This window comes from Bacteriovorax sp. BSW11_IV (genome assembly GCF_000447755.1).
Lineage (GTDB): Bacteria > Bdellovibrionota > Bacteriovoracia > Bacteriovoracales > Bacteriovoracaceae > BSW11-IV.
This window is the reverse complement of sequence record NZ_AUNE01000012.1, coordinates 1-14,749: the sequence shown is the minus strand read 5'-3', so window position 1 is coordinate 14,749 and position 14,749 is coordinate 1. Positions and strand designations below refer to the sequence as shown.

12 protein-coding genes are annotated in these 14,749 nt (G+C 38.0%); 5 read left to right on the top strand and 7 right to left on the bottom strand.

The window, feature by feature from the left end; genetic code table 11:
• Positions 1 to 9 precede the first annotated feature (9 nt).
• Positions 10 to 552 (top strand): DUF192 domain-containing protein, encoded by a 543-nt coding sequence (locus M899_RS04980; protein WP_034727945.1) that lies wholly within the window; start codon positions 10 to 12, stop codon positions 550 to 552.
• Here the strand turns inward: M899_RS04980 and M899_RS04975 are convergent.
• The 5 genes from M899_RS04975 to M899_RS04955 form a co-directional block, all read right to left on the bottom strand.
• Complete coding sequence (locus M899_RS04975) at positions 497 to 1,438, bottom strand: FtsB family cell division protein (RefSeq protein ID WP_021270328.1); 942 nt, start codon at positions 1,436 to 1,438, stop codon at positions 497 to 499. The two genes, M899_RS04980 and M899_RS04975, sit on opposite strands and share 56 nt — an antisense overlap.
• 103 nt (positions 1,439 to 1,541) lie before the next feature.
• Positions 1,542 to 2,681, bottom strand: coding sequence for a hypothetical protein (locus M899_RS04970; protein ID WP_021270329.1), 1,140 nt, complete (start codon positions 2,679 to 2,681; stop codon positions 1,542 to 1,544).
• Positions 2,682 to 2,761: 80 nt separating this feature from the next.
• Positions 2,762 to 2,986: a YggT family protein gene (locus tag M899_RS04965; protein WP_021270326.1), complete on the bottom strand. Its 225-nt coding sequence runs from the start codon at positions 2,984 to 2,986 to the stop codon at positions 2,762 to 2,764.
• A gap of 73 nt (positions 2,987 to 3,059) precedes the next feature.
• Positions 3,060 to 3,977: a YhjD/YihY/BrkB family envelope integrity protein gene (locus M899_RS04960; RefSeq protein WP_021270322.1), complete on the bottom strand. Its 918-nt coding sequence runs from the start codon at positions 3,975 to 3,977 to the stop codon at positions 3,060 to 3,062.
• 45 nt (positions 3,978 to 4,022) lie between these two features.
• Positions 4,023 to 8,798, bottom strand: coding sequence for a LamG domain-containing protein (locus M899_RS04955; protein ID WP_155897096.1), 4,776 nt, complete (start codon positions 8,796 to 8,798; stop codon positions 4,023 to 4,025).
• A gap of 231 nt (positions 8,799 to 9,029) precedes the next feature.
• Between M899_RS04955 and M899_RS04950 the strand changes: the two genes are divergently transcribed.
• Positions 9,030 to 9,398: a hypothetical protein gene (locus M899_RS04950; protein ID WP_034727943.1), complete on the top strand. Its 369-nt coding sequence runs from the start codon at positions 9,030 to 9,032 to the stop codon at positions 9,396 to 9,398.
• On the opposite strand, the gene M899_RS04945 is transcribed toward M899_RS04950, so the two are convergent.
• Complete coding sequence (locus M899_RS04945; RefSeq protein WP_021270318.1) at positions 9,387 to 9,626, bottom strand: hypothetical protein; 240 nt, start codon at positions 9,624 to 9,626, stop codon at positions 9,387 to 9,389. The two genes, M899_RS04950 and M899_RS04945, sit on opposite strands and share 12 nt — an antisense overlap.
• Before the next feature lie 9 nt (positions 9,627 to 9,635).
• The gene (locus M899_RS04940) at positions 9,636 to 11,945 is read right to left on the bottom strand and encodes a DNA polymerase II (RefSeq protein WP_052610310.1); all 2,310 of its coding nucleotides are present in this window, start codon (positions 11,943 to 11,945) and stop codon (positions 9,636 to 9,638) included.
• Between the two features lie 142 nt (positions 11,946 to 12,087).
• Here M899_RS04940 and M899_RS04935 point away from each other — a divergent pair, with 142 nt between their 5' ends.
• The 3 genes from M899_RS04935 to M899_RS04925 all read left to right on the top strand — a co-directional run.
• On the top strand, positions 12,088 to 12,570 hold the full coding sequence (locus tag M899_RS04935) for a DUF3015 domain-containing protein (RefSeq protein WP_021270332.1): 483 nt from the start codon (positions 12,088 to 12,090) through the stop codon (positions 12,568 to 12,570).
• 10 nt (positions 12,571 to 12,580) lie between these two features.
• Positions 12,581 to 14,350, top strand: a complete 1,770-nt coding sequence (locus tag M899_RS04930) for an Lnb N-terminal periplasmic domain-containing protein (RefSeq protein ID WP_021270315.1) — start codon at positions 12,581 to 12,583, stop codon at positions 14,348 to 14,350.
• Between the two features lie 11 nt (positions 14,351 to 14,361).
• On the top strand, positions 14,362 to 14,749 hold a 388-nt coding region (locus M899_RS04925; RefSeq protein ID WP_021270311.1), incomplete at its 3' end, for an alpha/beta fold hydrolase.

The following is a 14,749-nucleotide window of genomic DNA, read 5'->3' as shown; positions in this document are numbered from 1 at the left end:
GTTTTAGTGATGAATACTTTTATATCCCAAAACACAACAAATCTCATTAGAAATATTGGCCTAATCGCCTTACTATTGGTGTCTTTTCAAAGTGAAGCCCTCGCTAAAAAGACTTTACTTGAAGAAAATGGTGTTCATAAAGTTCAGATCGAAAAAGGTGCTGAAATTAATGTTCATGTTGCTGTCACAGATATTGAACAGGCCCAAGGTTTATCTGGTGTGAAAAAGGAAGATTTCGCAACGAATCAAGCCGTTCTTTTCTACTACCCAGATGATGGACAACGCCAATTCTGGATGCCAGACACTCATTTTAATTTAGATATTTTCTTTTTAGATAAAGATTTAAAAGTCCTAAACGTAGAAAGAAATGTTCCGGCCCATCCAGGAATGACAGAGCCCCCTCCCATTGCAAGGACAGGACTCTATACATGTCGTTATGTTTTAGAATTAAGAGCTGATAGTGATCTTGCTAAAAAGATCAAAAAAGGGACCGTGCTTAAATGGCTCGGTCAGAAGTCTCTTTCGGAAATAGGATCAAAAACTCGTCCTTAGCAATCATCCCTAGATTGTCGCGGACGATTTTCTTTTGATAGTTACTATCATCTTTAATAAGTTCAATTTCTTTGGCGAGCATTTCATTTTCTTTTTTGTTCGCCTCAAGTTCACTGACTTTATTTTCAAGTAAAGTTTTTTGCGAATAATAATCCATGATTCCCCCATCTGAGAAAACCAATCGACCCATTAGAAAAATACAAAACAACCAACCACCTTTAACAACAAGATTATTAAATCTCGCTTTAATATCTTTTGTTGCACCATCTTTTTTCGTTTTTACTTTTCTTTTTGCTCTAACACTTGGAGCTGCAACAGGAGCGTAAGCAAGAGTTGTTGGAACTTGTGTTTTCTTTTTCAATTCACCCATAAGCTCAGAGTTCTCTGGCTTGGCAACGCTTTTTCTAGTAGCAAATAAGTCGTGTGATGATTCAGAAGGTGCAGCGCTTGCTTGACGAGTCATTGTTGCTGCTTCAGGTTTTTTGTCGCCGTTATCCCATTTTCTTGCAGAGTTTAAGGCCTCTTCTCTTTTTGCTTTCAATCTCTCGGCCAGAGAACTACCACCAATAGGTGCATCAGACTTAGGTGCTCCCATTCCCATTGTCCCCATAGTTTGTTTCGGAGGAACTGGAGGTGGTGCCATCGTTTGTGGTCTTGGGCCCGGCGCCTGTTGTGGACGTGCACCCATCGATGTCTGCGTGCTTGGTCTTGCACCTTCACTAGGAGTTGCTCCCCCTGTGCGCATCATTTGTTTTGCACGATTGCGCTCGATGGCCTTTCTTAGCCTATCACTTGCTAGCGAATCATTTGAAGATTGATTAGTTGGTGCTCCAGACGCACTACTTGCCGTCTGTGCCCCTTGGGGACGATTAAATGAGAATTCCAACGATAACTTCCTGTTATTTTGGTTTTGTAACATCCTGTTACTTATTATTAGTTTATCAAAGGTCTCATTATTCTCAAGAACTTTTTATTTCCGAGTTTAACAATCAAGAATTGGCAATTTCATCAATCTCTAACCACCAAGCGCGCACATCACTGAGTTCTTGTAGGTAGAGAAATAATGTATGGGCCTCTTTATCATCAGGAAATTGATTAAGATTGAAGAGGAACTCCCCTCTTTCAAAAAGAGTAATGAGATTATTCATGGCCTCTTGATTTTCAAATGATGTCGCAAAATGAAGTGCATTTTCATCACATGAAAACTCACTCACTGGGAAAAAGTTTTTGAATACCTTACCTAGTTTAGACAGCCTCATGAGAGCAACTTGAACATCTCCAATAGGTCCAAGGCGAATGGCCTCGTCAACACGATTAACTTTGTATGATTTGAAATAAACACTAAGGCCATTACTTCTTTTTTCAAGCCACCAGCTAAAGCCTGGGTCACCAATATTGCAAATCATATCTTCGTGTTTCGTAAAGCGACGATTAGCAATTTGATCAACTAGAACTTCAGCTCTTTCCCAAGTATTTGTTACAAAAAAGTGCGGTTCATCGCCTTCTTCCAACTTAAGTCTCGAGTTTACGCTGTCGTTTATTTCAAAGCGTGAAAGATCTTTTAAGCAGAGTGCTTTAACGCAGAAAGTACTTGCACCAACTAGAACGTTATAAGCAATCCCTGGCATTTCAAGAGGAGCCGTCGTATCGAGAACAATATCGATAAAGGGTTCTTCTTCTACAAAGGCCTCTACAACTTGTTCAACAATTTCTTGCTCGTTATGGTCTTCAAATTCTAATTCGACTTCGACATTGAGAACTTCTTCATCCTCATCTGGCATTTTAAAGTCGATATCAAAAGTTTGAACGTCTTCATAAGTTGTAAAAAAGCTAGGAACTGCAGGTTCAAAACTTGCAGGAGCTTCTTCAACTATTTCTTCATGATTTTCTTCGAATCCGAATACACCAAGGCATAGTGCTTCTAACTCTTCTAGAGTTGGCCCCACTACTTCTTCATCCTGGCCATTGTTTTCTATCGGAGCAAAAATAAATGAATCTTTGAATTTTTCAAATTCAATAAGGTCTTCATCAAATTCCTTTGATGGAGTGTATGTACGATTTTTGATTGAATCAGATAACTCCAGCGTTAATCCTGCTAGAAAATCAATCTCGTTTTGATTCGAGTCCATTCTTGTTCCTTCATTCCCATCCAATAGAATGCATTACTAATATCTTAGTAATCAGATCACAGAATGACAAGTCGCATATCTTACCAAAGAACTTCGAGCAACTTTAAAATCAAAATCACAATCATCGGAGAAAAGTCAAAAGGCAGATCGTGAGTAGGAAGTATTCTTCTAATCGGTGCACACGTAAAATCTGCAAACTTTCTCACCTTCACTCCCCACACAGTATTTCTGTATTGAGGAAGGTAGCTCAGAATAACGTCAACGATTAATAAAAGAATATAGAGGTCAATTAATGCACGAATCAAATTCGTCTCCCATTAGGTTCTTTAAACAATTTGATCATAATGAGATTGGAACAATTTCTCAAGTGAAGTCTTATTATTCACTCTTGACTGCAATTTTTTTAAAGGACTGACAAAGACAAAGACTGAGATAAAAGCAACACATTGCAAAATAAAGCCACATAACACCAATGACAAAAGTATAGAAATCGCCATAATTAGCGGCCAGAGAGCCTCTTGCGTATTTTAAATAAATCCAAAAAAGACTTTTAAGAATTAATAGTGAGATTACAAATGACGTGGCAACAAAGAAAGATTGTTTCCATTTTAAGTGCCTCGAGAAGAACCAATGGAATAAAAAAGTGATATAAATCACAAGAAGTGCTGCATAAAAAAGATCACTTTCAAAGAGTGAAAAGAAAAAAGAATTTGAACTTACCCACAGGCGGACAATAACATCTCCGCGCGGAACGATTTCAGCAATAATGTCGAGAACACTATTTTTTGTTAGAAGAAAACGGAAGAATTTCAAAACTCCAGGAACAACAAGAGAAATCCCCAAGAAACTCACAGTAAAGCTCACGAGGAGCAAATCCTTTATGGCCTTCTTTAAACTCACATGTGTTTTATTATCAGTTAAAAAATAAAGTCCCGACCATATTGAATTAAAAAGTGAGAATGTTGAAACCATCAAGAAGAAAATGTTAATTGTCGTCACTCCCCCACTAGCATCCAAGGGCTTCATCACCATCGTTTTGATACCATTCAAAAATTCAGGAATAGCATTGGGAAAAAAACGTCCTATAATGGCAAATGTTTCATTCAAGACTTCATGAACATTTCCTAGTAGAAGCCCTACGATCTTAAAACTTAAAAGCGCCAAAGGAATGAGAGTTAAAAGAAGGTAAAACGTACTCGCGGCAGCAAGATTGGTTCCTCTTTTTGTAAAAAATAATTTGAAGGCGTCTTTGTAGAGATCACAAAGATGCAGTCCTTTTTTGGCAATAGCATTCATTAATAAATGATGCCTGCTAGAATACTTAGAAGCAATTATTAAATACTAAAACTTAGCACAAATTACTCTGATCCAGTCAGGAATGGTGGCTGCACTGTCAGCTTTATTGCGACAACCAACCGCCCAACCAGAGCCATTGGAAATGGCAGTAACATCAGTTGGTCCATTAACATGCATGTAATGATTTACATTACAGGCCCCTCCTCCACTCATGGCATAATAACCCGTTGGGCACATTGCTAAATATACACTTCCATACACTGTGCAAGTTGAAGTTCCAAAACTGGTACATTCTTTTATCGTTAACCCTAGTTTTGCAGAAGTAACTGCACCAGTGGCAATTTTTGCTGTCGTCACTGAACTACTTGCGAGATCTGCTGCTGCAATTGTTCCATCTGTAATTTCTGTAGACTCTATAGAATTGCCTAAATAACTTGTAGATGCAGGTAATCTTGCTGTGGCCATAGAACCAGTTGTAATTTTAGAGGCATCGAGAGTAGGAATATTAGACGCTGATAAATTTGCAGAAAAGGTTGTTCCTGTTAAAGATAGGCCTGAACCTGCGCTGTAAGTTGTATCAACATCAGTAACACAACTAAAGCTTGTGCCATCTGACTTTAAAACAGTACCGGCGCCACAAGTTGGGAGAGCAGTTTTTGCGAATGATGACACCGTAGGATCAGTCTCAGCAGGAATCACTGGCCATGAAGCACGACAATCAGACCCAATACAGATCTCTGTCCCTTTCACTTTTCCATTTACATCTAATCTTTCTGAAGGAGAAGAGACCCCTATTCCCACATTACCAGATGCAGAGATTTCAATTCCCGATATGCCGCCATTTCCAACCAACTTATTTGTACCAAGATCAAGATTTTCTGTGGCCGTGTGATTTCCAAGGTTATCAATCTCTGATACAGTTACTGCACCACAACGCTTCACAATGTTTGTTACAGTCTTAGCACTTCCAATTGAATTATTAGACCAGTTATCTTGATGTGAAGCCGCACTCGTTTTATTCGAGCTAGCAATTGAAATAAATGAAGAAGTAGAATTAGAATTCATTGTGTTGGAATTGAATTGAATTTTATCAGGGCTTACAGCATTCGCCTTATACTCTACAGAGTCTGCAGTAAACCTATACTCGCAATTAATATCAAAACTTGAAGTATCGGCCAATGGAACATTTTCCCATGAAGAAGGACTACCAGAACCTCCACTAGAAGCCCCTCCTCCAAAAGCATTTTTTGTCCATGCGACAACTCGAATTGTTGAGTTTGAAAAATCTATATTACCACCTGCGCCAGCATCAGAATAAGCTCCAAGCCGATCAGCTGTAGTTCTAACATAAACATTTGTAGCATCAGATGATACTGAATTCAGACCACCGTATGTGCTATAACCATAAGCGTACTGCGGAGACATCATTGTAATGATGCCTGTTGTATTATTCTTTGCAAGAACTTGAACAACTAAAGGCGCCTCACTCAGGCCATGAGCAAAAGTATACTTGGTTGAAGCGGCAACAGTTGTCCAAGTACTCTCATAGAAATTTGTAGAAGTTACTCCACTACCAGCACTTGATACCGCTACCCAGCTTGTACCATCATGAACCATCAATGTTTTTGTTGTTGTATTAAAGTAAGTTTGACCTGCAATCCCTGAGACCGGGTCTGATGTCAGTTGAGGAATATTAATACCATCATTGCTAGCAAAATCAACTTTATCCAAAGTAACACTGCCACTTGCAAGATCGTCGCTAGAAATTGCTCCATCTACAATGTGAGATGTACCAATACTGTTACTTGTAATAGCAAGCTGTACATCATTTGCAATTTGAAGTTTTCCCATATTGTAAATTTCTGCAATTTTAACATCACTTAAAGATTGATCCCACATCGCAAAATCATCCAAAGCACCATCTAAGTACCCCGTAATTGCGCCAGAATAAGCATGTCTTCCTAATTGCAAAAGATTACTTGTTAGTGCTGTTGTTCCCGAAGTTGTTGCCCCCAGTTCAGGAACAAGTTCACCGTTTAAAAAGAAAGTGAAGTCATTCCCCATTTTTCTAATGACAACGTGATACCACTCTCCAACATTCGGCCCAAATGTTGCTTCTTTTTGAATTTGTGAACCATTGGAAGAACCTTTATATGTCACCTGCCATTCACCATTTGAAATATTTAAAAAACCAGCTTTTCGATCTGATGATGAATTGTCTGCGGCTGAGTTTCTAAAGTTGAAAATTGTTTGAGAACCAGAATTAGTATTTAATTTAACCCAAACAGATGCAGTAAAATCTGATCCAAAAAATGTTTGCAAAGAGTTTGGAAGAACAATGCGGGAAGTACTTCCATCAAAGTAGGCCGCTTTGTTAAATCGCCCAGGTATATAGCCGATCGACGTTGGAGTACCATCATATAAACCACTTGCATCTAAAGTGTTATCATCGAAGCTATAAAGAGCAATTGGCGCCGGAGAAAAGGTCATGGATAATGGAGTAACAGAAGATAAGTTCAAAGCACCAGAGTTCACTCTGGTCCATGCGCCATTTGAAAAATTATACAACTTCTTCTCATCTAAATCATAAACCATCAAACCTTCTGCAGGTGATGAAATGGCATTTCTTTGCGCAGTTGTCATTCGAGGAGGAAGAAGCCCTTTTGAGTTAGATTGAATATCAAAAATAGCACTACTATCAGCAGTTGTTCCCCCAATGGTCACAGAGCCAGTATTGAAGAAGAGATCTCCAAGATTTTCTCCCCATTGCAAATCACCACAAGAAAAAGAGCCCAAACCATTTGTTAGTAGTATTTGACCGTTAGCACAGCTTGAAGATAATCCGGATAAATTAGTATCTAAAATTCCTTGTGCTGCAATCGAAAATGTTGTTGACGTTAACAACAGACCGCCGCCCGCTGTGTAAGTCGTGTTTGTGTCAGTATCAGTATCAATATCGCTTACACAAGTTAGAGAAGTCCCATCGGATTTTAGAACCTGTCCTGCTAAGCATGTCGGAAGAGCTGCTTTTGCAAAAGCTGAAACGCTCGGATCAGTTTCAACAGTTGTAGGTAATTTACCTGAGCTATCAAGTTGCGGAATTTTTCCCGCCGCAACTCCAACATCTACGGCTAAAGTTCCTGATGTTGTAATAGTGCCGCCAGTAAGGCCAACTCCAGCAGAAATAGAGGTGACTGTTCCACTCGCGCCTCCACCAGATGGCCATGCAGAAACACAATCGACACCAATACAAAACTCTGTGGCCCTTACTTTCCCTGCGACATCTAGCTTTTCGTTTGGATTCGTATCTCCAATACCAACTTTGCCATCTTTTATTACCAAAACACCTGAATATGAAGTGCCCGCAGATTTAGTAGAAAAACCAATATAGTTTCCAAGATCATTCCAAAACATTTCACCATAATTATTTGAATCTTCTCCAATCCCAATAATTGATGATGAACTAGTATTAACAATATGAAGCTTATTACCTGCACTATTATATAAACTTCCCCCAATTCCCACTTTAACACCAGATGTAGCTGCACCAATAGCAACATTACCTGAGTTATAGTAGATATCACTTCCTGATTGAACCCAATAATTCGAGGCCGTAGCTGACATATTGGCACAAACAAAATTTCCACCTGATGCCTCTAAAATCTGCCCATCACTACACGCCGTATTCATGGCCTCTACGTTTTTATTTTGAAGATTAGAAATATCTGTTGCTAGCGAAGATGCACTTCCTTGTAGCGCTAAAATGTCACCTGCATTAATAGATATATTTGATGTATTATTTGTTACACTTGTTGATAGTGCTGGGATATCTACGCCATCGACAGTTCCAATATTTCCAATATTGTTTCCGCCCATATCGAGAGCACCTGAAAGAGTTCCACCAGTAAGAGAAAGTTTAGAAGAGAGATCGCTTAAAAGGTTTTGTATCTTGGATTGTGATATATTTGCACTAGAATTGATATCGGCATCTGTTATTGAATTATCAGTTATATCGCCACTTGTAACAGAACCTGATGCGACACCTGTACTATCAACGGCCGGCGCCCATTTAGAACCATCCCATTTTAAAACTTGTCCATTACTAGGTGGTGAAGTGCTTGTATCAACATCTGAAAGTTGGTCTATTGAATAGTCGCCTTCACTTGGTGTAACGACTCCTTGTCTACCGTTAAATGAAACCACATCTGAAGTATTTGCCACTTTCTGCCAATCAGTTCCATTAAAAATAATCCAATCGCCGGATGAAAAAGAAAGACCACTTCCAAAAGTTGTTATACCAGATACAGAAGTTACCCAGTAATCACCTGCCGTGGCAGATGCACTTGGCTCTATATCTGATGAAGCATCCCATGTCCCTTTATAAGAAAGTCCTGATAAAGGACGTGGCTCCCATTTCTGGGTCGAATCATTAAAAATTAAAACGTCGCCATCATTGGCGTTCATATGATGAAGCTTAGCAGCTGTAACGGCCCCATCCTGTATTTCAAAAGTTATAGGAAAAGTTGCAGCACCAAAGGAGTCGCTGATAACTAAATTAAAGAGAGCTTGTGCTTTGAAGTTAATAACCTTGAGCGCATTTGCGACGATCAGAGTATCTGAAATCGATTCTATAGAAAAATTTTCTAGAACTGCATCTGATTGGATTTTGATATTTTTAGCACCAATAAGACCTGTGCCATGGATACGAAGTTGATTGTTGATGATTTGAACTGAACTAACTGCGACTTTATCCATTTGAGTTTTTGCACCAAAGACCCCTTGTCCAAACCCTGAAACTTTTATGGTTCCCTTGTCGACCACACAGGAATATAAAAGAAATAAGAATGTGCAAAAAAACACCCTAAGAATCAATATCCACCTCAAATATCTTCTTCGGTATTATTGTGAACAACTTTCATCATGACTGCACAGTTTTCTTTAATTTCAAGTGGTTTTGCGCACTTAATGTAGAAAATTTATTTAAGCCACCGCCAGAATATATTGTCATGAAATCTGTGTTTTCAATTGATTACCCATGACTTATAAAAAGATATGGCAAATTTTTTGATTCTCGTCCTTTCACTCTTTTTAAGACCTAGTTTTGCTTTTCTCTCTGATGAAGTGAGTCCTTTGCTCATGCCTGGCGAAGTCCAAGTGACAACACCGCTTCGCGTTTTTACTGAAAGCTTTTATGAAAATGAAAGAACACGTGAGACTCTTAATGTTCAATTAGGTGTAGAAAGAAAATTCTATTCAAATTCTCTGGATAATACCGTCAGTGTTGAAACGAACTTTGCATTTCCTTTATACCACGACGTTAATGCTGTTGAATGGAATAGCCTTGATGCAAAAAAAATCGTTTCGCCCATGCAACTTCCTAGTGAGATGCAATTTGGAGTGAACTTCAAATTATTTTTTTAATTCTTTACACGCAAGCTCATAGCCTAAACTACAAGAACGGCTAAGGTATTCATTGGCCTCTTGTGGCGACTCATCTTTAAGTTTTTGATAAAGTAAAAAGCATGCTGAGTTGTTATTTTCTTTATCGCAGACATAGCGAAGAGCATTTATTTCAAATATATATATCAACAAGGCCAGCACACCAAGTGTTCCAAAAACAATAAGCCATTTGTGATACATTTTTTTCATAAGCTCTCACTAAAACAGGGTTAGTTGATCCCCAAGAGTTAAATCGTCAAAACTTTTTTCTAAAATTTTTAAAACATCTTCGGCTATGGGGCGAATTTGTTTTTCAATATAGTGATCGTAATCAATATCTTTTGGTTCAAAATCAATCGGAATAGGACCTCTACGAGTAATAACATATCGGATTGATTTTAAATTGGTATGACCAGTTTTTTCAATGAGAAGTTTTGCGGCCTTTACATGGGGTGGGATTGATTTTATATACTCATCCGCACTTTTAGTTAGTCGTTTTTTATAAATGAGATCATTAACGTTTGGGTTTTCTTTAAACTCTTTAATAAAATCTTTTATAAAACTATCGACAGATACTCCTGCAAAAAACTTCTCATAAAGCTCCATTTGAAACTTTTTAGCAAGCTTTGTCCAATCGCTTCTCACATACTCCATTCCTGAGAAGTGAATATTCTCTATTCCTACAGATTTTTGTAAGAGCCCTACATAACGTTTTTTTGCTCCCCCTTCACCGGAACGAGCTGGTGGGAAGTACAATTTTCGGTAATATTTTTCGTATTCAATTTCAAGATGAGACTCCACCCTGAACTCTTTCATAATTTTTTCAGAAAAATATTTATTAAGAGACTCTGCCAACTGATTCGCTTTATCGTGAACTCTTCCGATATCAATAAACTTAAGTTTCACAAAAACAGAATCAGTATCGCCATAGACGACTTCATAATCTTTGCCTTCTAAGAAGCTCATCGCATTTTTTAGAATCCACTGCCCTGTTCCAGTAATTGCAGTGGGAAGATCGGCATGATAAAAACGAGAGCCTCCAGAGCCCATGACTCCATAGAATGAATTCATTAAGATTTTAATGGCCTGAGATAAGTAATCATCTCCTTTAATTTTGGCCTCTTTTCTTTTTTCAAAAAGGTTTTCAATAAAATCAGGAAGAATATGTTCCGTTTTAGAAAATGAGATCCCAACAGGTGTTGTGACAGTATTTACATTAGATTTAATGCGCGAATAAGGATCAATTTTAAATGTGCGAATAATTGAAGGATACAGACTCTTAAAGTCTAGCACGACAACATGTTCATGAAGTCCTTCTTTTGGACTCATCACATGTCCACCGGCCGCATGTACAAGTCTTTCAATATCTATAACATTACCAATGACAACACCTTTGCGATGAATGCTTGGTAGCATGAAATGATCAAAGGCACCTGTAGAAACACCTATTCGATCCATCAACATTCCTGAAAGCAATGTTCTTGTAACAATAAGATCAATTAGACCTGTCTTGGCGAAAATATCAAGAACAAGAGTACAATCTAGAAGATTATATTTTGCAAGTGATTCCTTATCTTCATGAAAACGTCTTGTAATCTCTTCAACTTTATCTGGGCCACCACTTGCAATGTCTTTACCTGTACCAAGAACTTCTCGGGCCACTGTTTCGAGTTTGAAATTATCAAAGCTATAAAATGCATTTCTAAGCGCAGGAGGGCCATCAATAACAACGCGACCACAGGCCTTTGAAAACCAACCCATTCCTTTTTTTTCTGAGATCTGAAATTTACCGTTAGCGCGGGCCAGATTAAAAGGAAGATTGTATTGCTTAAACTTTCCTTCTAGAAAACGGAAATCAAAACCAATAATATGCCAACCCACAATAATATCGGGATCAATTTCTAGAAATTCATTATTAAACTGAATGAGCAATTCTCGCTCACTGGGAAATAAGTATAACTCTTCATTCACTTGTCTGTGAGAGTCACCCACCATGTAAACTTTCTTGATTTCTTTGGCGCCAATTTGATGAATACCTATAGAATAAAGATCATTGCCCATTGAAGTTTCGATATCAAGTGACATCACATTGAAAGTCGGTCTGTAATTGGCCTTTTTCATCACAGGATTTTTATAAGTCAAAATCCCGTCGATCATTTGAGCTTGCCCTTCAATGAAAAGAGACGCATTGATAAATCTCTCCATTAAATAGCGCTCAGGAGAGCGGACATCGGCCTCATAAGTTCTAATTCCTTGGGCCTGTAATTCATCTTTTGCTGTATAAAGATCTCTTTGGGTATCAAAATAAAGACAATCCACATCAACGCCATTGAAGTTCGTAAGTTTAACTTCTTTTCTCTCATGGCGAGTGGTTAGTCTAAGGGAGGTATGTGATCGTTCAATGAAAAATAGTGGTCTAAAGTTATCCACTACTATCCGAAATGGGCCTTTATCGCTGGTACCAAAAAAATTTAAAAGATGTCGGTTTCCTTGATCTTCAAAGTCGGCCGTCAGTAAATACCCTAGCATCTGTCCCCTCTCTCAAAATGACCCACAGAATATGAAAAGTCCTCCTCATTGACAATAACGCGCACGGCAAGCTTAAATATTTGAAGCTTTACAAGGACTCATGTAAGCTAAATGTAAATTATTTTGTCCATGGAGGGCCACAATGAAAAAACTATTGATTGCAACTATTGCTCTACTTTCTCTGAACACACTTGCAGATAGCTCTGTAGGTTGTGGACTTGGTAGTCTAATTTGGAAGAAAAATTCTATTGTTTCTGCTCTTTTTAGAGCAACAACAAATGCATCGTTCTCTTCTCAGCTTTTCGGTATCACAACTGGAACAAGTGGATGTACACAACACTCAATCGTGAAAAGAGATATGGCCCCAGTTTATTACGCTGAGGCAAATATGGAAAATTTGAGAATGGAAATGGCCATGGGAGAAGGTGAATACCTAGAAGCATTCGCTGCAACTTTGGGCTGTGAAATGTCAGATCAAAAACTTTTTAATGATGTGACAAAATCTCAATATGAAACTATCTTTAAAGCAGATACAACAACACCAGCTAAAATGCTTAACAATGTAAAGAGCGTGATTAATCAAAATGCAACTCTTAAAAATACTTGCGAGTACGCTGTTATTTAATTTTTTCTTTATGGCCCAAAATTCTTGGGCCATTTCACTCTCTGAATTTTCAAAATCCGATTCATGGCTTAAGGCCCTTCAGTACGAAAAGACTATCTTTGGTTATAAAAGTAGAATTGACGCCAGTACGTTTTTCCTTGCCCCTGATGGAAAAACAAATCCTGAAAGAGAACTCGTGGCAACAATTGAAGCTTTCAAAAGTAATCAGACTTTTGGCAAGCTAAAACATAAAGCACATTGTACTTTTACTGGCCGCTACAAAATTCTAAAAGATGCTTTCAAATTACCTGATTACGGTCCTTGTACAGATTATGAAACCTGGATTAAGGCCCTTAACGCAAAAGATATTTCACTGATTTTTGCTTCATCATATCCCAATAATCCTGCGAGTATTTTTGGTCATACTTTTCTTCGTATCAATAACAAAAAAAATCAAGATCAAGGGGCCAGTGACCTCTTAGACTATGGACTAAATTATGCTGCAACAACTGGAAGTGATGGTGGGATAGAGTTTGCAATTTTTGGAGTATTTGGCATGTATGAAGGTCACTACTCACTTATGCCCTACTACTTAAAAATCAACGAATACAACAATTATGAAAATCGCGATATCTTCGAATATAATCTCGATTTCAATGAAAAAGAAATTGACCGACTCTTATCCCTTGTTTGGGAAATGGAAAACGTTGGTTACTCAGATTATTATTTTTTTGATGAAAATTGCTCTTTTCAAATTCTAGCTCTTCTAGAAGGTGCGGCCCCTGATAATAGTTTTTTAAATGAACTCCCGTTCTATGTCTCTCCAATTGATACCTTAAAAGTACTGGTAGAAAAGAATAAGGCCCATTTCAAAAAAGCGCGTCCCTCACTTAGAACTCAAATGGAGCAATACTTAAATGAGCTTTCACCAGAAGAAAAAAATCAATTAGAAATGCTTCTTTCAGGTGTTGATGTGAAAACGAATACAAAAACACTTGAGAGCGCCGTGCATGCCTTAAAATTGAAAAAATACTCTGCGATGGGCACACTTAGTGAAAGCGATGAAACTCTTTACCATAAGCTTCTGGTTAAAAGATCCAAAGAAGCATCCGGAAAAGTCATCGAGAAAAAAATAAACTACACACCTCCACATCTCGCCCATAAAACAAAGGCCCTAAAAATAATGGGTGGCCTAAAAAACAAAAAACAATTCCATAGTTTATCGTTTCGCATGGGTTGGCATGATGAATTAAACAATGATGTTGGACATATTGCTTTTTCAAAACTCGATCTTTTGAAAATGACTTTTTACTATGATGAAAAAAACATCAAACTCCAAGACTTCTATCTGGTAGATGTTTTCTCTATTGAGCCTAGCAATAATAAATTCACTCCTGCATGGTTGTGGAAAATGGGCGCAAGCAGAGGATTCTTTCACTCAGAACCTCTGGCCCCAAATTTAACATTAGGCGCAGGGATGGCCTTCGAAAATTTCACAAAGAAATTAAGATCATTTTTCACTATTTCGAGTGATCTTAGTTATCAGAAATCTCTTGAAGGACAACTCCATTTCAAATTTATACCTGAACTAGGATTTGTTTATAAAAAGATCATTAATGTAAAGGCGCTTTTAGGATATGAGTATCTGATGACAAATAAAGAGCGCATGATAAAATACCCCTACGCTGATATCGAATTGGCAAAAGAGCTTAGTTCAAGTCTTGAAGTGCGCTCCCAGATCAAAACTGCAGTAGGAGCAAACTTCAACCAATTTCAATTAGGATTGAATTTTATATTTTAATAGAGGTTATCATGAGAGAACTGTATCCAGAAATTACTCCCTACAATCAAGAGATGTTAAAAGTTTCTAATATTCACGAAATTTATTTCGAAGAATGTGGAAATCCAAATGGAACTCCAGTCGTTTTCCTGCATGGTGGTCCAGGAGGCGGCGTAAACGCAACTCACAGACGCTATTTCAATCCAGAGAAATATCGCATCATTCTTTTTGATCAAAGAGGTTGTGGAAAAAGTAAACCCTTTGCTGTCCTTGAAGAAAATACAACTTGGGATTTAATCAACGATATCGAAAAAATTAGAACTTACCTCAATATTGATAAGTGGGCCGTTTTCGGTGGAAGCTGGGGCTCTACTCTATCACTTGCCTACGCACAAAAGCACCCAGAAGTTGTCACAGCGC